We start from the raw sequence: 22,414 nt of genomic DNA, 5'->3' as shown, positions 1-22,414 counted from the left end.
AGAGGTCTATTTCTCCCGCTAGCCTTCGCACCCTAAAGCTTGCTTATCATGGCTAAGGCCCAACTTCAAAGCTCCACTCCTGCTCATAAGGGCATGGTAGAGTAAGCACTACTACAAAAAATAAAGAATCCATTTCAATAATGGAGAAGAAAAAGCAGTGTCAATGTAAATGGCGCTGCTAGAAGGGTCCTGCCGTTTAAGCGGGGCCTTTTTTTGTGGAATGGTGCCATGAGCATCCGTTCTGCTTTTGAATTTTTGCCTTGAATTCTAATGGGGCGAGTACGGCTGACGCCTACGATTCTTCTAGTGAGGATGAAGTCTTTTTTTGAATTTGATCCTAAAAACTCCAGATCAAAGCTTCGATTTTGTGGATAAACTTGGGCTAAGGAAAATTTATTCAATTATTATTTAGCTAGTATCAGCTATGAAAGATACTGTATCAATGAGACTTGTGCTACTAGAGTTTTCCTGCTTTTAATTAGTTCTTTTTTATTTTCAATTTTAATTTTAATAGGTATGCAAGATTTGTTTGCAAGTCAAGTGTGAGCAGGAGTGGAGCTTGAAAGTGATCGTTAGCCGTGACCAAGCAAGCGAAGCGAATTACGTATCGTAGGCGTTAGCCGTACGAGACGTTTGAGTCTCGCTAGGTGAGGGACCTTGGCCCGAACCGGTGCCACGGCTCTTTAACGATCAATTTAAAAGCGAAACGCATGCTCACCAGCACAGTCTCAATCATCAATTCACGCTATATTTAATACAAAATCTGTACCAAACCTCTAAAAGTTCGCTACATAGGAGCTCCAGTGATCGGCTCAGTTGATAGGTCCCAGCTTGCTTTGGCCAGCGCTTGGATAGGCAGGAGGGGAAATGCTTGTAGGCTAACTATAATTTAGTGTTATAATAAGCTTAATGAGGAAAATTGCAGAGCCCAGTGCTTGTGGGTAGTGGGCGTGGGAGGAATGTTGGAATGAACGGCAAGCAGACGAATATTGGGATTTTGGATTTTATTCCCCGGGACAAGGACACGACGGCGACGGATGCTTTTGATAGCTCGGCCCAGCTGATCCAGTACGCGGACCAGCTCCAGCTAAAGCGCTACTGGTTTGCGGAGCACCACAGTACACCGTCGATCTTTAGCTCGAGTCCTTTCTTGCTGACGGCGCACTTTGCCTCGAAGACCGAGCAGATCCGGGTGGGGGTTGGTGGCGCCATGGTCAATAACCAGTCGACCTATCAGATGGCGGAGAAGATCCGTACCCTCCAGGCCATGTACCTCAACCGCGTCGATGCCGGCCTAGGCAAGAGCCGATCTGGGGACGCTATGAATGACATCCTGGACCGGGAGTTCTTCCAGTCTGACTTGACCTATGAGGAGAAGCTCCAGTCGACGGCGGCTTTCTTGGCGAATTCTTTTCCGCCTGGCCATCCCTATGCCAACCGGCTCTTGATTCCCCACCGGGTGGGGGACCAGCCCGAGCTCTTTATCCTAGCCGGGAGTGCCAATAATGTCCAAGCAGCAGCGCGGATGGGTTTTGGTTTGAACTACGGCCTCTTTATCAACAGCGACCTTAAGGAAGCTGAGCGGGCCATTGCTGACTACCGGGCCAATTTTGAGCCCTCCGCCTTCTTCAGCCAGCCCCGGGTTATTGTGTCCCTATATGTGGTAGCGGCCTATGATGAGAAACTTCTGCCCGCCCTGGAGACGGCGGTTGACTATTGGAGCCTAGCCTTCAAGTTCGACAAGCGGTCGGTCTACCAGCTCCTCTCGGTCGATGATGCCGCCGATTTCCCCTTTGACCAGCGAGAAAAAGCTCTCTTGAGGGCGAATAAGAACCAAAAAGTCGTCGGGACGCCCAAACAGGTGGCCAGCCAGCTCCAGAGCTTGAAGAAGCGCTTGGACTGCGACGAATTCATGGTGCTCAACCAATTGCCGGCCCACATTTACCGCAAACAATTGCTGGAAATCTTGAGCGAGATAGTGATTTAAGGCGAATTATGTTAAAATTAAAGAAGAATATTTAGAAGGGAAGTGAAGCATGATGTCAAGTCTTTCCGATCCGGTGACAAAGATCCCAGGGGTAGGCCCCAAGACGGCCGACCGCCTGGAAAAAATTGGAATTGTAACGGTGAAAGACTTGCTCTACCACTTCCCTTTTCGCTATGAGGACCTCTCGGTGAAGGATGTGGCCGAACTGGAGGATGGGCAGAAGGCGACAGTCATGGGCCGGGTCACAACGCCCGCTGTGATCGATTATTTTCGCGGCAAAAAGGGCAGCCGGCTGACCTTCACCCTGGCCGTCCAGCACGAGGTCTTGCGGGTGGTCTTCTTCTACCAGCCCTATCTCAAGGACAAGGTCAAGGTAGGGGAGGACTTGGTGGTCTACGGCAAGTTCGACGCCAACCGCCAGCAGATGATTGGCCAGCGGATTATTGACCTGGCCCAGTCCGATGACCTGAGCGAACAAGCCTCGGTCTACCGGCTGACGTCGGGGCTCTCACAGAAGCAGCTCGTGACTTATATCCGTCAGGCCTGGGAGCTCTACGCTGACCAGATTGAAGAAGTCCTGCCCGATGAATTGCGGGAGAAATATGGCCTAGTGACCCACCGCCAAGCTCTGGAGTGGATGCACTTTCCAGCGGATGGGGAGGCTTCTCGCCAGGCCCGCTACCAGATCAAGTACCAGGAATTCTTCCTCTATATCCTCCGCATCCAATGGCGCAAGCTGGTCAAGCGCCGGTCTGAACAAGGCATTGCCATCGCTTACGACAACCAGGCCCTGGTCCGCTTTATCCAGTCCATCCCCTTTGAACTCACCCAGGGGCAAAAAGAAGTGGTCAATGAGATCTGCGCCGACCTCCGCCAGCCCTATCAGATGAACCGCCTCCTCCAGGGGGATGTGGGGAGCGGGAAAACGGTCGTGGCCTTCATTGCCTTGATGGCGGCCGTCTACGGGGGCTACCAGGGGGCTTTTATGGTGCCTACCGAAATCCTGGCCGACCAGCACTACCAGTCGGCCCAGAGCCTCCTGCCTCCTGACCTTAAGCTGGCCTGCCTGACGGGCTCGACCAAGGCCGCCGACCGCCGGCAGATTCTTGACGACCTGGCCAATGAAGACCTGGATCTCTTGATTGGGACCCATGCCCTGATCCAGGACGAGGTCGACTTTGCCCAGCTCGGCTTTATTATTATCGATGAGCAGCACCGCTTCGGGGTCAAGCAGCGGGCCCGCCTGATCGAGAAGGGCAAGTGGGCCTTACCTAATGTCCTCTACATGACGGCAACGCCTATCCCGAGGACCCTGGAGATCACCACCATGGGCGACATGGACGTCTCCAAGCTCAAGGAGCTGCCCAGCGGCCGCCAGCCCATCACCACGACTTGGCTGCGGCCCAGCCAGGAAGAGACGGCCCTGGACCAATTGGAAGGGGAGCTTCGATTGGGCCACCAGGCTTATATCATCTGCCCCCTGATTGCGGAATCGGAGACCCAGGAAGCCCAGAACGCTGAAGAGATCTACCAGCGCTTTTGCACTTACTTTGCGGGCCGCTTCCAGGTGGGCCTCCTCCATGGTAAAATGTCCAATGAGGAGAAGGACCAGGCCATGGCTGACTTCCAGGAACAAAGAAGCCAGGTCTTGGTGGCCACCACGGTGGTTGAGGTCGGGGTCAATGTCCCCAATGCGACCTTTATGATGATCCTGGATGCCGACCGCTTCGGCCTCGCCCAGCTCCACCAGTTGCGCGGGCGTGTGGGTCGGGGGGATGCTCCCTCCTACTGCGTCCTGATTGCCGACCCCCGTACCGAGAACGGTCGCGAGCGGATGGCCATCATGACCCAGTCGACAGACGGTTTCTACCTGAGCCAGGCTGACCTGGAGCTCCGGGGGGCGGGGGATTATTTTGGCACCAAGCAGAGTGGCCTGCCTAGCTTCAAGCTGGCCGATCCCCTAGCGGATGCGACCATCCTCGAAGCGGCCCGCCAGGATGTGGGCTACTTCATGCCCTATCTGGAGACCCACGCCGGGCAATACCCCCAACTCCTGGCCTATCTCAAGGCCCTGGACCAGGATGTTCAGGCCTAGCCCTTTTGACCAATGAAGCAAGACAAAACAAGGATTAAAGGAGAAAACAATGAGAATTGCAATTGATGCCATGGGCGGCGACCACGCCCCAGAAGTTCCTCTGAGAGGCGCCCTCAAGGCTGCCCAGGAATACCCAGACTTAGAGATTCAACTATACGGCCAGACGGAGGCCCTAGCTGCCTATCTGCCCGACAACCTGCCGGCTAACCTCCAAATCGTCGAGGCAGAGGAAGTCATCGGTACTGCTGAAGAACCCGTCAAGGCCCTGCGCCAGAAGAAAAAATCTTCCATGGTTCTCGGCTTAAAGGCCGTGCGCAAGGACCAGGCCGACGCCTTTATCTCAGCCGGCAATTCGGGCGCTCTGATGGCCGGAGCCCTCATGCAGGTGGGGCGGATGAAAGGGATTAGCCGGCCCGCCTTCCTGGTCAACATGCCCTGCTTTACAGACTTCAACAAGTCCTGGGTCCTGATCGACGGGGGCGCTAATGTGGACAACAAGCCGGCCCACCTCCACCAATACGCCATCATGGGCTCGGCCTACATGGCGGCGGTCAAGGGGATTGACCAGGCCCGGATCGGTCTTTTGAACAATGGCAAGGAAGCCGGCAAGGGCAACCAGCTCACCCAGGCGGCCTATGAGCTCCTCAGCCAGGAAGAGACGATCAATTTCATCGGCAATGTGGAACCCAGCGAGGTCCTCAACGATGCCTGCGATGTGGTCGTGGCAGATGGTTTTGCGGCCAACATGGTCCTCAAGAGCCTGGAAGGTGCCAGCAAGGCCTTCGTGACCCTCTTGTCCGATACCTTGAAGACGGCCTCCTGGAAGAGCAAGGTCGCTGGCCTCTTAGTCAAGGAAGACCTCAAAACTGCCTTTGCGGGCCTCAACTCCGATAATATTGGGGCTGGAGTGGTCTTCGGCGTCAAGCAGCCGGTCCTCAAATGCCACGGCTCAGCAAAGGACGACGCCTTTTACTATGCCATCCTCCAAGCCCGGCAGATGGTTTCTAGCCAGCTTTACGACCAACTAGCCCAAGACTTTGAAGCTTTAGCCCAAAGAGAGAAAGAGGAAGATTGAGATGGAAGTGGAGTTAAAAGCCTTTCAAATGATCATTGACCGCTACGGAGTGGAAGCCGAACGCGTCAGCCGGGACCTGTCCTTCACTGACGATCTCGGCGCCGACTCCCTTGACGTGGTGGAATTGATTATGGAACTCGAAGACATCTTCGGCATCCAGATCCCCGATGACAAAGTGGAGTCGATTGAAACGGTGGGGGATGTCCTCGATTACATCCGCGATAATGTCCCCTCAGCCGAAGATAAAGCCTGAGGATAGATAGCGATGGAATGTCCGAGCCCTGCTGGATATTCCATCGCTTAGTCTATTTATTTCGGTATAAATATTTTAAACTGTGCTAGTGAGCATCCGTTCCGTCTTGAAAGTGATCGTTAAAGAGCCGAGGCACCGGTTCGGGCCAAGGTCCCTCACCTAGCGAGACTCAAACGGAGAGTAAGGCTTGCGCCAACTCTCCATAATTCGCTTCACTTGCTTGGTCACGGCTAACGATCACTTTCAAGCTCCACTCCTGCTCACAATTAAATAGTAAAAATATTTGAATATCAGTGCTAAAATAAAATTTAAATCAGACTAGTAAACCTTGGTTTTATTTTAGCAGCAGTAATCGTTGCATATTTAGAAACGCAATAATGACCAAAGTGTACTACCAAAAGGGTAGCTCTCTTCTGGAATAATTTGGAATTATCAAAAGAGATGCAATTACTGCGATTTAAAAAGTGAAGGAATGTTTATTAGTAGAATTCATAAAGAATTTATTTTATTAGATTTTGTAATTGCTGATAAGATTTCATAAATTTAACAATTTATTTTATGAGCAGTAGTGGAGCGTTGAAGTTGGTCCTTAGCCATGGAAAAGCAAGTAAAGCGAATTACGGAGCGTAGGCTTTAGCCGTACGGTCCGTTTGAGATTTGCTAGGTGAGAGACCGAGGCTCGAGCCGGTGCCATGGCTTTTCAAGGACCAAATTCAACAGCGCAACGGATGCTCATCAGCACAGTTATTATCATAAATTTTACCCATTACAAAAAAAGAAAGCGAGCGATTGGAATGAATTTTGATGCGATTAAGGACTTATTTTCCAGCCAATTCGGTTTAGAAATCCAGAATTTGGCTTATTATGAAACAGCCTTCACCCATTCCAGCTATGTGAATGAGAAGAAGCGCGAAGACCTGAATGACAATGAACGAATTGAATTCTTAGGAGATGCAGTGATTGAGCTCCTCGTCTCCAACTACCTCTATGCCCACTATCCCGAACTCCGCGAAGGTGATCTCTCCCGCTTCCGGGCCCGGATTGTCTGCGAAGAGAGCCTGTCCAAGCGCTGTGTGGAACTGGGCTTGGACCGCTTGATCCGCCTGGGCAAGGGGGAAGAAGCTAACGGCGGGCGAAAGCGTCCCGGCCTCCTCTGCGACCTCTACGAAGCGGTCTGCGGGGCGGTCTACAAGGACCTGGGCCTGGAAGCTGTCGAAGTGATCCTAGCCGACAATATCTACCCCAAGATCAAGGCCGGGCGCTTTGACCGTCAAATGGACCCTAAGACGGCCCTCCAGGAAGAATTACAGAAGAATGGTGAGATCAACCTCTCCTATGACCTACTTGAAGAGAGCGGACCAGCCCACAACCGGGTCTTCCGCATGGCTGTATCGCTCGACGGCCAAGTCATCGGGGAGGGCCAGGGCCAGTCCAAGAAGGCCGCCCAACAAGCGGCGGCCCAAGAAGCCTTAGACCAACTCGCAAAGAAAGACCAGTAGAAGGGGGCTTTCAGTGTATTTAAAGTTAATCGAATTGACCGGCTTTAAGTCCTTTGCGGAGAAGACCCGGATTGAATTGGACCGGGGCTTTACAGCCATTGTCGGCCCTAATGGTTCGGGCAAGTCCAATATTACCGAGGCCATTAAGTGGGTGCTTGGCGAACAATCAGCCAAGTCCCTGCGCGGCAAGCGGATGGATGACGTGATCTTCGCTGGCTCGGAGGCCAAGCGCAAGGCCCAGTATGCCGAAGTGACCTTGACCTTCAACAATGAAGACCGGGTCCTAGCCATTGACCAGGACGAAGTCTCCATCAGCCGCCGCTATACCCGGTCCGGGGAAGCCACTTACATGATCAACCGCCGCCAGTGCCGGCTCAAGGACATCACGGAATTGATGCTGGATACCGGTGTGGGCCGGGATTCCTTTTCCATTATCTCCCAAGGCCGGGTGGAGGCGATTTTCACCCAGAAGGCGGAAGAGCGGCGGGGGATCTTCGAAGAGGCAGCTGGCGTGATGAAGTACAAGAGTCGCAAGGTCGAGGCTGAGCGCAAGTTAGCCCGGGCCGAGGACAATCTCAACCGGATTGAAGATATTTTAAGCGAGGTGGCGGGCCAGCTCGAACCCTTGGAGGACCAGCGCAATGTCGCCCTCAAGTACCAGGCGACCAAGCAGGAGCTTTCGGAGATTGAGATCGCCCTGACCAGCGTCCAGGTGGAGACCCTGTCCGAGCAGTGGCAGGTGGCCCAGCGCGACCTGGAGGAGTGTAAGGACCAAGTCAACCAGCTCAAGGCCGACCTGAAGACCTACCAGGACCAAGCTGACCAGGTCCAGAGCCAGGAAGAAGCCAAGGAGGACCAGGTCAACCAGCTCCAGACGGACTATGTGGATACGGTCCAAAAGACCGAGAAGCTCCAAGGGAAGATCCGCCTCTACCAGGAGAAGCAGGACTTCCACCAGCGCGACCAGTCCAGCCAGCAGAATTTCTTAGCTGAACTCGACCAGGGCATCCAGGAAGCCAAGCAGGAAGTCGAAAGCCTGAGCCTCCATGTGGACCGGGTGCGCCAGGACTATGCCGACCAGGAAAAGGAACACCAGCGGCTCAACCAGGCCCTGGAGGAATTGACTGCCGGCCAGGCCGAGCTTTTGGAGACTAAGCGCAATGACTACATCGACGCCCTCCAGGCCCAGGCCCGCTACGATAACGAACAAAAAGAAATCACTAAGGAAAGCGACCGGCTCAAAGACCAATTGGCCCGCTACCAGAAGGACCAGGAAGCTAAACAGGCCCAGTACGATAAGCTGACCAAAGACCGGGAAGACCGCAACCAGGCCTACCAGGACAAAAAGAAATCGACTGAAGACTTGCTCAACAACTACCAAGAACTCGCCCAAGAGGCTAAGACCTACCAGGCCGACTTGGAAGCGGCTGACCAAGCCTACCGCCAGGCCCATGAGCGGATGATCCAGGTCCAAGCCCGGCTGACCAGTCTGGAAGACTTGGAAGAGAGCCATGCCGGTTTCTTCTACGGGGTGAAGAATGCCCTGGGAATGAAAGACCGGATTTCTGGCATCCACGGGGCTGTCGCTGACCTCATCCAAGTCGATCCCACCTATACAGCAGCGGTCGAAACCGCCCTGGGAGGGGGCCTACAAAATATCGTGACGGCGGATGCCAAGGTGGCCAGCCAGGTTATCCAAGCCTTGAAGAAAGAGCGGGGAGGACGGGCGACCTTCCTCCCGCTGGCTGTTATCCGGCCCCGCCAGCTCAGCCAACAAGTCCTAAACCAGGCCCAGTCCTGCCCCGGCTATGTGGGCGTTTTGGCAGACCTGGTCACTTATGAATCGACCTACCGCGCTGTCATGATGAATCTCATGGGAACGACCCTAGTGGCCGATAACTTGGACAATGCCCGGCAGATGGCGGCCAAGCTCGGCCAGCGCCAACGGATTGTTACCCTGGAAGGCGATATCATCCATGCCGGCGGGTCGATGACCGGGGGCCAGCAGAAGCAGGACAAGAGCGGCCTCCTCTCCCGTAAGCAGGAGATCGACCGCCTGCAAGTGGAAGAAGCAGAGCTGGCTAAGGCCCAAAGTCAGAGCCAGGCCGACCGCCAGGCTGTCCAGACCAAGGGCCAAGCCATTCTAGACCAAATGGAAGCGGTCAAGGAAGCCGGCAGCGAGAGCCGCTTGAAGGAGCAAGAGCTCAAGCAGGCCCTGGATCAAGTCGACCGGGATTTGAAAAACTTAGCAGCCGACCTGGACCTGGTCAAGATGGACCAAGCCACTGCCAAGGACCAAATCCAAGAACTGGACCAGCGGGCAGGCGAGCTTGACCAGAAGTCGAAAGACCAGGCTGAGGCGGTCCAAGAGCTCAAGGCTAGTATCGAGCGGATGAATTTATCCGAGTCGGACCGGGCCCAGCGCCTCCAGGACTTCCAAGCCGAACTTCGCCAGTTTGAGAGCCAGTTCGCCGTCTTAGCTGAGCAGAAGAAGCAGGCTGAGAAGGACTACCAGGCCGCCCAAGCGACCCTCAAGCAAAAGGAAAAAGACCAGGTCCAAACCAAGCAGGCCCTGGCTGACCTGGACCAAGAATTGAGCGAGCACAGTGGCCAGGCTGAGCGCTACCAGGCCGACTACCAAGCGGCTAAAGCCCAGCTCAAGGAAGTCGACCAAGCTCTCAAGGCAGCCCGCCAAGCCCGCAAAGACCTCCAAAAAGAAAGCCAAGCATTGAGTCAAAAACAACAAGCTTTAAACGACCAGCTCCAGGAAGCCCTGGGCCAACAAGCCAAGCTCGGCGCGACCGTTTCCCGCTACGAGGTCTCTATCGACAATCACTTGGACCACCTGCGGGAAGAATACGGCCTGACCTATGAGCGGGCCCGGGAGATCAGCCAGCTGGACATGTCCATGGAGGCTGCCTCGACCAAGGTCCGCCAGCTCAAGCAGACCATTGAAGACCTGGGGCCCGTTAACTTGGCAGCTATCAAGGACTATGAAGAGGTCAAGGAGCGCCATGACTTCATGACCAAGCAGTGGGAGGACGCTGACCAGGCCAAGACCAACCTCTACCAGACCATTCAGGGGATTGACCAAGAAGTTACCGAACGCTTCAAAGTGACCTTTGAAGCTATCCGCGATGCCTTTGAAACGGTCTTTCCCAAACTCTTTGGCGGGGGCAAGGCCACCCTGGTCCTCACCGATCCCGATGACCTCTTGAATACGGGGGTCGAAATCATGGCCCAGCCCCCTGGCAAGCACCTCCAGCTCCTCAGCCTCCTATCAGGCGGGGAGCGGGCCCTGACCGCCATTGCCTTGCTCTTTGCCATCCTCCATGTCAAGACCATCCCCTTCACCATCCTGGATGAGGTGGAGGCTGCCTTGGACGATGCCAATGTCCGCCGCTACGGCCAGTACCTACAGAATTTTTCCAAAGAAAACCAATTTATCGTCATTACCCACCGCAAGGGCACCATGGAGGCCGCCAATGTCCTCTATGGGGTGACCATGCAGGAATCGGGAATCTCCAAGCTGGCCTCGGTCAGCCTGGCAGACTTTGACGCGGAAGCACTTGAAGAAGGAAAGGAGTCTCGTGATGAAAGCACTCGTGGCCATTGATCTGGACGGCACCTTACTCAATCCCGACAAGGAGGTGAGTGCGGCCAACCGCCAGGCCATCCAAGAGGCCCTGGCTGCCGGTGTCGAGATAGTGATTTGCACCGGCCGCCCCTTAGCGGCCATTGAAGCCATTCTCCAAGAAGTTGGCCTGGATAGCGCCGACCACTACAGCGTCACCTACAATGGGGGACTGGTGGTTGCCAACCGCGGCCAGGAAGTTCTCTTCGAAGCCTCCTTGACTAGGGAAGACCTGGCAAGGATTTACCCAGTCCTCCACGACTTGGACCTGCCCCTAGAAGCAGTCAGCCGCAACCGGGTCTACCAGCTGCCCTATCCAACAGACTATCCGGGACACTATGGGGATGCCCGCGACTTCCTACCGACTGAGAAAGTTAGCCTGGAAGATCTTGACGACAACCTGACCTTCCCCAAGCTGGTGGTCGCCACAGAAGCTGACCACCTGGACGCCCAAATCCCCAAGCTGCCCCCAGCCTTTTACCGAGACTATTCCCTTATCCATTCGGTGCCTGAAGAGTTGGAATTTATGGCCCAGGGGATCGACAAGGGCAAGGCCCTAGGTGTTTTGGCCGACCGACTGGCTTACCAGAAGGACCAGGTTTATGCCATCGGTGACGAGCGTAACGACGCCGCTATGTTCGCCTATGCCGGAATGGGGATTGCCATGGCCAACAGCCACCCCGACATCCTGGCCCAGGCCGATCTCACCACCCGGTCCAATCGTGAAGACGGGGTCGCCTATGCCCTTAGAGAATTTATTTTAAAAAAACCAGGAGACTTGATACAATAAGACCAGAAGCGACCGAGTTGTCGCAAGGACAAAAAGAAAGGTGGCCCAAGCATGGGATTATTTGATCGCATTAAGAAAGCCTTCACTGGGGAAGACCCCATTGTTACGGACAAGCAAGATACAGCCGAAGAAAAAGAGGAGCAGATAGTCTTTGAGAAGTATGACAAAGGGGTTGAAAAGACCCGGAAGACCTTCTCAGAGCGGATTAATGAGCTCTTTGCGGGCTTCAGAGAAGTGGATGAAGACTTCTTCGATGACCTGGAAGAGACCCTGATTTCCAGCGACGTGGGCTTCGACATGACCATCGCCCTGTCGGATGCCGTCCGCGAAGAAATCCAGTTGAAGAATGCCCGGTCCGGTGAAGAAGTTAAAAACACCGTGGTCGAAAAGATGATTGAGATCTACGACAAGGGGGAAAGCCCTGAAGTTGAAATCAATGAAAGTCAGACGGACGATCCGACCGTGATGCTCTTTGTGGGCGTGAACGGGGTCGGCAAGACCACTACTATCGGGAAACTGGCTTATCAATTAAAGGCCAAGGGTAAGAAAGTCCTCCTCGTGGCCGGCGATACCTTCCGGGCCGGGGCCGTGGAACAGCTCGAAGAATGGGCGCACCGGGTGGACGTGCCGATTGTCTTGGGCCGCGACCAGGGCGACCCTGCCTCTGTTGTCTTCGATGGCGTCAAGCGGGCCAAGGCAGAGGGCTTCGACTATCTCTTGGTGGATACGGCGGGGCGCCTCCAGAACAAGGCCAATCTGATGGCGGAATTGGAGAAGATGAACCGGGTCATCCAGCGGGAAATTCCTGATGGCCCCCACGAAACCCTCTTGGTCCTCGATGCCACAACCGGGCAGAATGCCCTCCAACAAGCCAAGGAGTTTGCCAAGGTGGTTAATATCACGGGCATTATCCTGACGAAGATGGACGGGACCGGCAAGGGGGGCGTGATTTTCGCGATCCGCTATGAGTTGGATATTCCGGTGAAGTTTATTGGCCTGGGCGAGCAGCTGGATGACCTGCAGAAGTTCGATCCGGAGCAGTTTATCTACCAGATGGTGCGTGATGTGGTGGAAGTGCAATAGGCTGAGGATTGCAGTGAAAAGTAGATTATTTGCTTGATGGAGACTGTGCTGGTGAGCATGCGTTCCGTCTTGAAAGTGATCGTTAAAGAGCCGTGGCACCGGTTCGGGCCAAGGTCCCTCACCTAGCGAGACTCAAACGTCTCGTACGGCTAACGCCTACGATACGTAATTCGCTTCGCTTGCTTGGTCACGGCTAACGATCACTTTCAAGCTCCACTCCTGCTCACAACAGGAATTGCTAAGCAAATCTCAGCCTATAAAAGGGTGATTAAATGGTGCTGGTGAACATGGGTTGCGTTTTGAGAATAATTAAAGGGTGCTGATGAGCATGCGTTCCGCTGTTGAATTTTAGAAGGGCAAGAACGGCTGATCCTCCATTTCTGCTCAAACATCGTTGGTATAGAAATTGTTCTTTAATGACTAAACATAAAAAAAGAGTCTTAAAAAACTATGGAAGATCACAGTCAAGCAATCCACCAAGTTTAAAAAAATATTAAAACGTACTTTGGGATACAAGGCTTGATTCTCTGTGTTAATGGTGAGTTCAAAAGTCTAAATAAAACGCTATTTCACTAGTACTATTTATTATTATTTTATAGAACTGTTGGTTGAATATTTATTTAACGATCTATTTATGAGCAGGAATGGAGCTCGAGTTTGATCGTTAGCCATGAAAAAGCAAACGAAGCGAATTAGGGAGAGTTGGCGCAAGCCTTACTCTCCCTTTAAGTCTCGTTAGGTGAGAGACCTTGGCTCGAGCCGGTGCCATGGCTTTTTAACGATCAAACTCGAAGCGAAATGGATGCTCACCAGCACAATTTTCTATTAAGTATTTATCTAATCCTAACAACTGTCTAGATCTTATTTGCTTTAGCTTTTAGGAGAATGCTTGTGAGCTTATAAAGGAAGATTTGAATTGACTTTCTTTTGGGGCTTCGTTATCCTTAAGTATTGTTAGGAGGAGCGGCGGGCTTGGCTTGTTGGCTCCGAGATCAGTTAAGGGGCGAATGTGAATGGAATTGGAAAAGACGAATGAGATGAACCGCCTCTATGATTTTTATGGCGATTTGTTGACGGCTAAGCAGCAGGCTTATATGGCGCTCTACTACCAGGATGATTATTCGCTGGGGGAGATTGCGGAGGCTTATGATGTTAGTCGTCAGGCGGTCTATGACAATATTCGGCGGACGGAGAAGATTCTCCAGCGCTATGAATCGGTCCTCCATAATGTCAAGGCCTACCGCCAGCGTAAGCGTTTGGGTCAGAAGGTCCAATCCTATATCGACAGTCAGTATCCGGAAGATCAAGTCTTGCAGGAGATGCTGGCAGAATTAATGTTATTAAATGATGAAATCGATGACTAAAGTGTGAGGTGTAAATATGGCATTTGAAAATTTATCAGACCGCTTGCAGGGTGCCATCCAGGGTGTCGGCAAGAAGGGTAAGATTACTGAAGCAGACCTGAAGGAAATGATGCGGGAAGTCCGCCTGGCGCTCTTGGAAGCCGATGTTAACTTTAAGGTGGTTAAGAGCTTTGTCAAGCGGGTCAATGAGCGGGCCCTGGACAGTGAGGTTCTAGCCTCCTTATCGCCGGCCCAACAGGTGGTTAAGATTGTTAACGAAGAGTTGACCGAGCTCTTAGGGGGCGAGCAGGTAGGGATCGACTATGCGTCAGCTGGTCAACCGACTGTCCTCATGATGGTCGGCCTCCAAGGGGCAGGGAAAACGACGACTGCCGGGAAGTTAGCCAACTACCTGCGCAAGGAAAAAGGCCGCAAGCCGCTCTTGGTAGCGGGCGATATCTACCGGCCAGCTGCCATCAACCAGCTCCAAACCATCGGCCAGCAGCTGGACCTGCCCGTTTTTGAATTGGGTAACCAGGTAGACCCGGTCGAAATTTCCGAGAAGGCCATCCAATACGCCCAAGAAAAGGGCTATGACACGGTCTTCATCGATACCGCCGGCCGTCTCCAAATCGATGAGAAATTGATGAACGAGCTCAAAAACATTAAGGCAGCGGTCAACCCTAATGAAATCCTTTTGACCGTGGACGCCATGACCGGGCAAGAAGCTGCCAACGTGGCCAAGGCCTTCGATGATGAACTAGAGATTACCGGGGTAATGCTGACCAAGCTGGACGGGGACTCCCGCGGCGGGGCGGCCCTTTCCATCGCCAGTATCACGGGCAAGCCCATCAAGTTCGCCGGGACTGGGGAGAAGTTGGAAGATATTGAAATCTTCTACCCTGACCGGATGGCTAACCGGATCCTGGGCATGGGGGACATGTTGACCCTGATTGAGCGCGCCCAGAAGGAATTCGATGAGGCCGAAGCTGAAGCCATGGCCGCTAAGATGCGGGAGAATACTTTTGACTTCAACGACTTCATGAAGCAGATGGAGCAGATGAACAAGATGGGGCCTCTGGAAGATATTATCAAGATGATCCCTGGCCTCAACCAAATGCCGGGCTTGGACCAGCTCAAGATTGATCCAAAAGAAATGACCCGGACCAAGGCGATTATCCAGTCTATGACTAATTTCGAACGGGAAAATCCTGACGAAATCTCCCAGAGCCGACGCAAACGGATTGCCAAGGGTTCTGCGACCACGGTGGCTGAAGTCAACCGCTTGATCAAGCAGTTCAACCAATCGCGTGACATGATGAGTAAGATCTCTAACGGCAACTTGGGCGGTTTGGACAAGCTCATGGGTGGCATGGGCCAAGCAGGCGGCGGCAAACGCAACAAGATGCAAGAAGTCGCCAGCCGCCGCATGATGCGCAAGCTTAATAAGAAGCTCGGGAAAAAGAAACGCCGTTAAGGATTGATTAGGGGATTGTTTTTGGGAATGGTGCTGGTGAGCATGCGTTCCGCTGTTGAATTTGGGCCTTGAAAAGCCATGGCACCGGCTCGAGCCTTGGTCTCTCGCCTAGCAAATCTCAAACGGACCGTACGGCTAAAGCCTACGCTCCGTAATTCGCTTTACTTGCTTTTCATGGCTAAGGCCCAACTTCAACGCTCCACTCCTGCTCACATCTAAATTTCCAAACATGAATTGCTTAATCATTAGACGGCATTGGAAAAATTTAAATGTATTTAACAAGGGCGACTTTGACTAGTTTTGCCCTTTTCTTGATTTTGTGGTTCTAGGGAAACTGCATTATTTTGAGAGAAGATGCAGTAAAGTGCCGAGAAACTGCATTGTCTTGCAGGAAGATGCAGTAAAATGCCGAAAAACTGCATTATCTCAAAGGAAGATGCAATAAGTAGCTAGCAGAATCTTTTTCTCTGTGCTGGCTGCCCAGGCTTGACTTGATAAAAAATAGGCCTGTAAAGAAAAAATACTTTACAAGCCGGAGAAAAGCTGATATAGTATACAAATGTGATTAAAGAAAATATATATTGAAAAGAAACAAGGAGGAAATTAACTCATGGCAGTTAAAATTCGTTTAAAACGTATGGGTGCTAAACGTAACCCATTCTACCGTATTGTTGCAGCAGACGCACGTGCACCACGTGATGGTCGTATCATCGAAAAGATTGGGACTTACAACCCAACAACTGAACCTGAAGAAGTTGTTCTTGATGAAGAATTAGCTCTTAAATGGTTAGCTAACGGTGCGCAACCAACTGATACTGTTCGCAACATCCTTTCTCGTCAAGGGATCATGAAGAAACACCACGAAGCTAAAAACAACAAATAAGACTAGGATGAGCCAGCATGCCAGATATTGAAAATTTACTGCTAACGATTGTTACACCGTTAGTAAAATATCCAGAAGATATCCACCTGGAAATTGTCGATGGTGACGAATACTTAGAATACCACCTGCAATTAAACCCAGAGGATGTGGGGCGTGTGATCGGTAAAGGTGGCCGTGTAGCAAATGCCATTCGCACCATTCTCTATAGCGTCCGCGTCGAAAACCACCGCCGCGTCCGCTTACTCATTGATCGGGATGGAGATTAGAAGGGGGTGAAGGCTGGCGCTTAGACTCGGATGATTGGAGCAAGTCGGAAAAAGAGCGAAGCAATTGCTCGTTTCCGACTTGTGAAATCACTCCGAGTCTGCCAGCCTGAACCCGACTAGAAAAGGGTGTGAAGACTGGCGGGAGAAATAGACCTCTGGAGCAAAGATCCAGAGAAGACTGGAAGTCTTCGGCGGATCTTTGTGAAGAGGAGCTATTTCTGCCAGCCTGAACCCAACTAGAAAAGGGTGTGAGGGAGCGCGGGTAGAAGTGGACCTCTGGAGCAAAAAGCTTGAGAAGGGTGCAAGCCTTCGAAAGATTCTTTGTGAAGAGGAGCCACTTCTGCGCGACCGAACCCAACTAGGGTGTGAGCAAGAGCATCCAGCTTTGGAGTGTACTTGCAAATCTGACTAACACGTCACAAATATGCTAGAATGAGCTAGGGCGACACTGCCCTAGCTTTTTTAAATAAGAGCATCGAGCTTTTTGCTGAATCATGCTGAGAGCATCCGTTACGCTTTTGAATTTGATCGTTAAACGTTCAAAGGATCAACACGGCTGAAGCCGTCTTGTACTTTATCCGTAAGTCGCTAGCGCTCCAACGGCTAAAGCATAGCACTGGGTCGAGCTAAGGTCTCTCGCCTAGCGAGCTTCAAAGGGCTAGTAAGGCTAAACGCCGACTATCCCTAATTCACATCGCTTGCTTATTCATGGCTAACGATCAAATCAAAGCTCCACTCCTGCTCAACATAGATGATATAGTAAATCTTTTTTGCTAGCATTAACTAATAAATTGTAATCATCTATACTAAACCCTATTCACTATCCATTTATTACTAAGACAAATATTGTTTCTTTACAATCAAAACCAGTAAAGGGAGGTCATGCAGATGACAGAGACTTATTATCAGGTGGGGAAACTGGTTAATACCCACGGCATTCGCGGCGATGTCCGCGTGATTTCGTCCACCGATTTTCCAGACCAGCGCTACCAAGTGGGGAGCCGGTTGACCCTCTTCGACAAGGGCAAAGCGGTGACGGAGGTGGAAGTGGACAAGCACTACGTTCACAAGAACTTCCACATCCTCCACTTCAAGGGTTACCCGTCCATTAACGATGTGGAGCCGTTTAAGGGCATGGTGCTCATGGTAGCCAGCGAGGACCGCGAGGACGACCTGGAAGAGGGGGCCTTCTACTATGAAGACATCATCGGCCTGGAAGTTCGCACGACAGAGGGCGAGCGCTTGGGCCGGGTCCGGGAGATTACGGCGCTAGGTCCCAATGATGTCTGGCATGTCCAACGTTTTGCCAAGGGGGCGGATATCCTCCTCCCTTATATCGAAGATGTGGTCAAGGAGGTCAACCTGGACGAGGGCTATGTCCTGATTGACCCCATGGAAGGATTGATCGATTAATGCAGATTGATGTTTTAAGTTTATTCCCCGAAATGTTTGCGCCCCTGACCCAGTCCATCATCGGCAAGGCCCAGGAAAAAGGTCTGGTCTCGATTCGGATCACCGACTTCCGCCAATACGCCGAAAACAAGCACGGTCATGTGGACGACTATCCCTTCGGCGGCGGGGCTGGCATGCTGCTCCAGGTGGGGCCCATCTACCGGGCGCTCGAAGCGATTAAAGCGAGCCATCCCGACACCGACAAGCGGGTCATTCTCCTCGATCCAGCAGGCAAAACTTTCGACCAAGCCCAAGCCGAATCCTTAGCCCAGGCGGACCACTTGATCTTTATCTGTGGCCACTATGAGGGCTATGACGAGCGGATCCGCCACTATGTCACGGATGAAATTTCCCTGGGCGACTTTGTCCTAACCGGGGGCGAACTAGGGGCCATGGCAGTGATTGACGCTACCGTCCGCCTCCTGGATGATGCAGTCGGCAATGCCGAATCCGTGGTCGAAGACTCCTTCTCCACCGGCCTCTTGGAGCACCCCCAATACACCCGGCCGCGCGAATTCAATGGCATGGCCGTCCCCGACATCCTCCTCAGCGGCGACCACGCCAAGATCGCTGAGTGGAAGCAAAAAGAATCCTTGCGCCGGACCCTGGAACGCCGACCAGACCTCCTCGAAGACTATGACCTCTCCGACCAAGAAAAAATCTGGTTGGCTGATATCCAAGCCGACCAGGAAGAAAATGACGAATAAAGTGCTATGAAACCGGGTAAAATCGCCCGGTTTTTCTTCGCTCTCGAAATTTATAAAATAGCCAGTGACACTTTTGCATTTCCCAGCTCGTCTCTCTATAATAGGAAGAAAGTAGAAATCAAGAGGAGGGAAGACCATGCGAATTGTGATTATCGGTGGCTCTTTTGCGGGAGTGGCGGCGGCTTTGGCTTGCCGGGAGGAATATCCCGAAGCGGAGGTCAAGCTTTTTGAAGCTGGGGAGGAATTGGCTTTTAGCCCGAACAGCTTGAGGGAGGTTTTGACGGGGCGCTTGGCGGACTTGAGTCAGGGAGCGACCGCCAGCCTTGACCAGCTTCAGGAACAGAGGATTGACTGCCACTTGCAAGCACCGGTCCAGGCGATCCAGGTCGAGGACCGGACCATAACTTACCAGGAGGCTGGCAAAGCCTCTCACCAGGCTTACGACTACCTGATCCTCGCCATGGGCAGCCAGGTCTATCCTAAAGACCTGAGCTTGGACCAGGCCCAGCGCCTAATCCGTACCAAGGACTGTGCGACCAGTCGGCAGAGTCAGGCAATCATCAGTCAGGCGGACCATATCCTAGTGGTTGGGGGCGGTCCTATCGGCATAGAAGCTGCTAGTCTCTACTGCCAGCTGGGCAAGCAAGTGACCCTCATCGAGGCGGGACCTTATCTCGCCTACAAGCTCTTTGACCCTGGGCTAGGCAAGCGGCTCCAAGACCAGCTCATCCAGCTGGGTGTCCAGGTCCACTGCCAGTCGACCTACCAATCTTTTGAAACGGACGCGAGCGGAGTTAAGGTCAAGACCCAGGGGGAGACCTACCGAGCTGATGCCGTCCACTTTGCTATTAACTTGGCGCCGCGAACGGACCTGGTCCAGGACCAGCTGACCCTCAATCCGGACGGGACCATCTGGGTGGACGCCTACCTCCAAACGTCGGCGCCCGGGATTTTTGCCTGCGGTGACTTGGTCCGCCTGCCATTTGGTCCTGACCAGAGCCAGACCTACCTGCCCCTAGTTGGCCATGCCAAGCAGACCGGCCGCCTAGCTGCCTTGAACCTCAATGCTCCCCGCTATCCGCTTCCGACTTCCCAGCGGATTGAGGCAGTAACCCTGGATCATAAGATTTATTTTACGGGCGGGATTAGCCAGGCCGAGGCGGACTACCAGGACCTGGCCTATTGCCTGACCCGCTATGAGGGGGATGGACTGGCTATCCAGATCATCAGTGCGGAAAGTTCAGGCAAGATTTTGGGCTTCCAAGCCTGCCTGCCGAACCGAGCGACTAGTCAAGCCGTCCTGTCCTTGATGGCAACGGCCCTCCAAGCGGGGCTGACCGATCAGTTTCTGAGCCTTCAAGCCAATCTCTATCAAGGGCGCCAGGCCTTGTTTGACCCAGACTACTTCCAGGCCATCCACCAGCACTGGCGGACCCGGCGTCGAATTTTAGATGGAGGGGAGGGCGACCATGCAGATTAGCCAATTAATGGAACGCAGCCAGGCAGCAACCTACCAAGTCGTCCACCAGCTCATCCACCAAGCTGGCCCCCTGGCGACCAAGACGCTCAAAGACCAGGTCGACCTCTCCCAAGCCACCCTGGACAAGTACCTGCGCGCAATCCAGGAAGCCGGTCAAGTAGGGGACATAGCTTGGCGCTTGGACTGGCAGGGTGACCAGGTCAATCTCTGGCTAGACCACCAGCTCTCCCTAGAAGACATCCTGGCCTATTTTCTCCAGGACAGCATCAAGTACCAGATCCTGGACTACTTATTTGACAAAGGGGAGTTCGCCATCAACCAATTGGCCGACCATCTCCTGGTCTCCGAGGCCACCCTCAACCGCCACCTGGCCCAGCTCAACCAAGACCTCCAGGAATTTGACCTGCAGATCAGAAACGGCCGGCTCAAGGGCCCCCACCAACAAATCCTCTATTTTTACTACCAGCTCTACGCCATCAGCCTGCCGCCAGCGACCAAGGAGGCACTGATTAAGCATTATGATTTAAAAGCCTACCTGCCTTATTTTGAGAAGATTAACAAGGGACCCTTCACGCCGCGCGGGGAAGACCGGCTGGCCCTCTGGCTCTATGTGACCCAGCACCTGGCTCGCTTAAAGGAACGCGATTATGAAAGCCTCTACCGAATCAGTGCCGACCTCCAGGATCGTCCCTTCTACCAACGGGCCCGCCAACACCTCCTCCGCTACCAGGCGCGCCTGGCCCGGGACTTCCAGGAGGGCGACCTGGTCAGCCAGGTCCTCTTCCTGACCTCCCACTACCTGCTCTCGCCCAGCGTCAATGAACAATTCCTGGGCTACGGCGGACCCATCATGGCAGCCACCAGCCAGACCGTCCGCCTGCTCAACCAGCACCAAAGCCTGGACAAGCGAGAAAAGGCCCGGATCGTCTATGAGGCCGGCCAGTCCTACTCCGCCCTCAGCTACTTCCAAGGTTTCCTCCTCCAAGCGCCCCTCCCAAGCTCGGCTACATCTTACGACCAAGCTGCTCGCGAGCTCTTAGCCCAAGTCGTGCCCAAAACCCTGCCTATCTCCCTCACGGACCGGGGCGACCTCCTGACCTGGGTTCAGTGGAAGTGGGGCCAGACTTTGGAGACGCTCGACCTGAGGGAAGAAGCCGTCTACCAAGTCGCCGTCCGCCTGGATCCCTTAACCAACCTGGACCAGAAGACCATGCTGGAATTACGCCAGCACCTAGAAATCCACCGCCGCCTCAGCCTGGACAGCTACCAGGAAGGCATGCCCTACGACTTCCTCATCAGCGACTACCGCCAAGCTGATGACAATCCCCAAAGCAGCTATTACCTCGACCAGCCCCTAACCCCCTACGACCTCAAATCCCTCAAACAGCTCCTCCAGCAAAAAGTTACTCCTTAAGTCAATAGTTTAGCCAAAGAAAAGCAGAAAGCAAAAGGATGATAGCCATACTATAGGCGTCATCCTTTTACTTTATAATTTTACTAGACAAGCACAGCTCAGAAATTCATCTTTTTAATTGATTATTAGATAATAAAATTTTTTGCAATTTACTTGTGAGCAGGAGTGGAGCTTGAAAGGGATCGTTAGCCGTGAAAAAGCAAGCATTATGAATTACGGCTAGTTGGCGGTAGCCTTACTAGCCGTTTGAAGAATGCTAGGCGAGAGACCTTGGCTCGAGCCGGTGCCACGGCTCTTTAATGATCACTTTCAAGGCGGAACGCATGCTCACCAGACAATTTTTAAAAATAAAAAGGATGACGCCCAAACTTGGACCTCATCCTTTTGGCTTATTCTTAGCATCAAGCTTCTTTTGTAATTCGTGGCAGCGTTTAATCGTCAAGTAATTAGAAATAATTAAGACAAGAATCGTTATCATCTGTAGGGTATCTTTCAAGAGGGATCACTCCTTTGCTAGTCATGTTTCTTGTAAGGAAACAACCAAACAAGTAAGATAATAAATAATAGAGTAATCATAATTTTTAAGACTAGGGGGAGGGAACTTGTGACATCTCGAATCGCCTGGCCCCAGTTCGGGTTAATAAACAATCGAATAAAATGATCGATTGTAAAAATACTGACAATGACCCAAAATGAAATCTCTTTATATTTTTCCATAAACAAATCATCCCTCAAAGCAATTATTCTCTGGGCTTAGCTACATCCCCAATCTAACAAAAATGAAAAAAAGATCACAAGAATAATACTCTCAACTCATTAGATAAAGCCTATGCGAAATCTGTCAAGATCAGCTCCTCTAGTTAAAGTCCATCGCCGAAATCTCATTTTTTTAATTCATTTGCTAATATTAAAGACTGATATAGTTTAATTTTGCTATTTACTTGTGAGCAGGAGTGGAGCGTTGAAGTTGGGCCTT

Annotated in this window: 16 protein-coding genes; all 16 read left to right on the top strand. The window is 52.5% G+C overall.

Annotated elements, in window-relative coordinates; translation table 11 throughout:
- Nucleotides 1–967 precede the first annotated feature (967 nt).
- The 16 genes from HMPREF3090_RS00930 (at nt 968) to HMPREF3090_RS09755 (ending at nt 21,438) form a co-directional block, all read left to right on the top strand.
- Nucleotides 968–1,987, top strand: a complete 1,020-nt coding sequence (locus HMPREF3090_RS00930; RefSeq protein ID WP_067972276.1) for an MsnO8 family LLM class oxidoreductase — start codon at nt 968–970, stop codon at nt 1,985–1,987.
- Between the two features lie 49 nt (nt 1,988–2,036).
- Nucleotides 2,037–4,082: an ATP-dependent DNA helicase RecG gene (recG, locus tag HMPREF3090_RS00925; protein ID WP_070485729.1), complete on the top strand. Its 2,046-nt coding sequence runs from the start codon at nt 2,037–2,039 to the stop codon at nt 4,080–4,082.
- 49 nt (nt 4,083–4,131) lie between these two features.
- Nucleotides 4,132–5,157: a phosphate acyltransferase PlsX gene (plsX, locus tag HMPREF3090_RS00920; protein ID WP_067972269.1), complete on the top strand. Its 1,026-nt coding sequence runs from the start codon at nt 4,132–4,134 to the stop codon at nt 5,155–5,157.
- 1 nt (nt 5,158) lies between these two features.
- Nucleotides 5,159–5,410, top strand: coding sequence for an acyl carrier protein (locus tag HMPREF3090_RS00915; RefSeq protein ID WP_070485726.1), 252 nt, complete (start codon nt 5,159–5,161; stop codon nt 5,408–5,410).
- A gap of 794 nt (nt 5,411–6,204) precedes the next feature.
- Complete coding sequence (gene rnc, locus HMPREF3090_RS00910) at nt 6,205–6,909, top strand: ribonuclease III (RefSeq protein WP_067972262.1); 705 nt, start codon at nt 6,205–6,207, stop codon at nt 6,907–6,909.
- A 13-nt stretch (nt 6,910–6,922) separates the two neighbouring features.
- On the top strand, nt 6,923–10,525 hold the full coding sequence (gene smc, locus HMPREF3090_RS00905; RefSeq protein ID WP_070485724.1) for a chromosome segregation protein SMC: 3,603 nt from the start codon (nt 6,923–6,925) through the stop codon (nt 10,523–10,525).
- Nucleotides 10,503–11,333, top strand: a complete 831-nt coding sequence (locus HMPREF3090_RS00900) for a Cof-type HAD-IIB family hydrolase (RefSeq protein WP_067972255.1) — start codon at nt 10,503–10,505, stop codon at nt 11,331–11,333. The genes smc and HMPREF3090_RS00900 overlap by 23 nt, the downstream gene beginning before the upstream one ends.
- A 51-nt stretch (nt 11,334–11,384) precedes the next feature.
- Nucleotides 11,385–12,416, top strand: a complete 1,032-nt coding sequence (ftsY, locus tag HMPREF3090_RS00895) for a signal recognition particle-docking protein FtsY (protein ID WP_067972252.1) — start codon at nt 11,385–11,387, stop codon at nt 12,414–12,416.
- Between the two features lie 1,013 nt (nt 12,417–13,429).
- Nucleotides 13,430–13,780 (top strand): putative DNA-binding protein, encoded by a 351-nt coding sequence (locus HMPREF3090_RS00890; RefSeq protein WP_067972249.1) that lies wholly within the window; start codon nt 13,430–13,432, stop codon nt 13,778–13,780.
- 16 nt (nt 13,781–13,796) lie between these two features.
- Nucleotides 13,797–15,236, top strand: coding sequence for a signal recognition particle protein (gene ffh, locus HMPREF3090_RS00885; protein ID WP_067972244.1), 1,440 nt, complete (start codon nt 13,797–13,799; stop codon nt 15,234–15,236).
- A 610-nt stretch (nt 15,237–15,846) separates the two neighbouring features.
- On the top strand, nt 15,847–16,119 hold the full coding sequence (rpsP, locus tag HMPREF3090_RS00880; protein WP_067972242.1) for a 30S ribosomal protein S16: 273 nt from the start codon (nt 15,847–15,849) through the stop codon (nt 16,117–16,119).
- A gap of 17 nt (nt 16,120–16,136) precedes the next feature.
- Nucleotides 16,137–16,385, top strand: coding sequence for a KH domain-containing protein (locus tag HMPREF3090_RS00875; RefSeq protein WP_067972240.1), 249 nt, complete (start codon nt 16,137–16,139; stop codon nt 16,383–16,385).
- A gap of 888 nt (nt 16,386–17,273) precedes the next feature.
- The gene (rimM, locus tag HMPREF3090_RS00870) at nt 17,274–17,798 is read left to right on the top strand and encodes a ribosome maturation factor RimM (protein ID WP_067972237.1); all 525 of its coding nucleotides are present in this window, start codon (nt 17,274–17,276) and stop codon (nt 17,796–17,798) included.
- Entirely contained in the window at nt 17,798–18,544 is a 747-nt protein-coding gene (gene trmD, locus HMPREF3090_RS00865; protein ID WP_067972233.1) for a tRNA (guanosine(37)-N1)-methyltransferase TrmD, read from the top strand. The genes rimM and trmD overlap by 1 nt, the downstream gene beginning before the upstream one ends.
- A 136-nt stretch (nt 18,545–18,680) precedes the next feature.
- The gene (locus tag HMPREF3090_RS00860) at nt 18,681–20,024 is read left to right on the top strand and encodes an NAD(P)/FAD-dependent oxidoreductase (protein WP_067972230.1); all 1,344 of its coding nucleotides are present in this window, start codon (nt 18,681–18,683) and stop codon (nt 20,022–20,024) included.
- Complete coding sequence (locus HMPREF3090_RS09755) at nt 20,014–21,438, top strand: AcpB/EbpR/MafR family transcriptional regulator (protein WP_070485720.1); 1,425 nt, start codon at nt 20,014–20,016, stop codon at nt 21,436–21,438. Before HMPREF3090_RS00860 ends, HMPREF3090_RS09755 begins: the two co-directional genes overlap by 11 nt.
- Nucleotides 21,439–22,414 lie beyond the last annotated feature (976 nt).

Origin of the sequence: Aerococcus sp. HMSC23C02 (assembly GCF_001806805.1) — a bacterium.
GTDB lineage: Bacteria > Bacillota > Bacilli > Lactobacillales > Aerococcaceae > Aerococcus > Aerococcus sanguinicola.
This window is presented reverse-complemented; position numbering and strand designations above follow the sequence as displayed.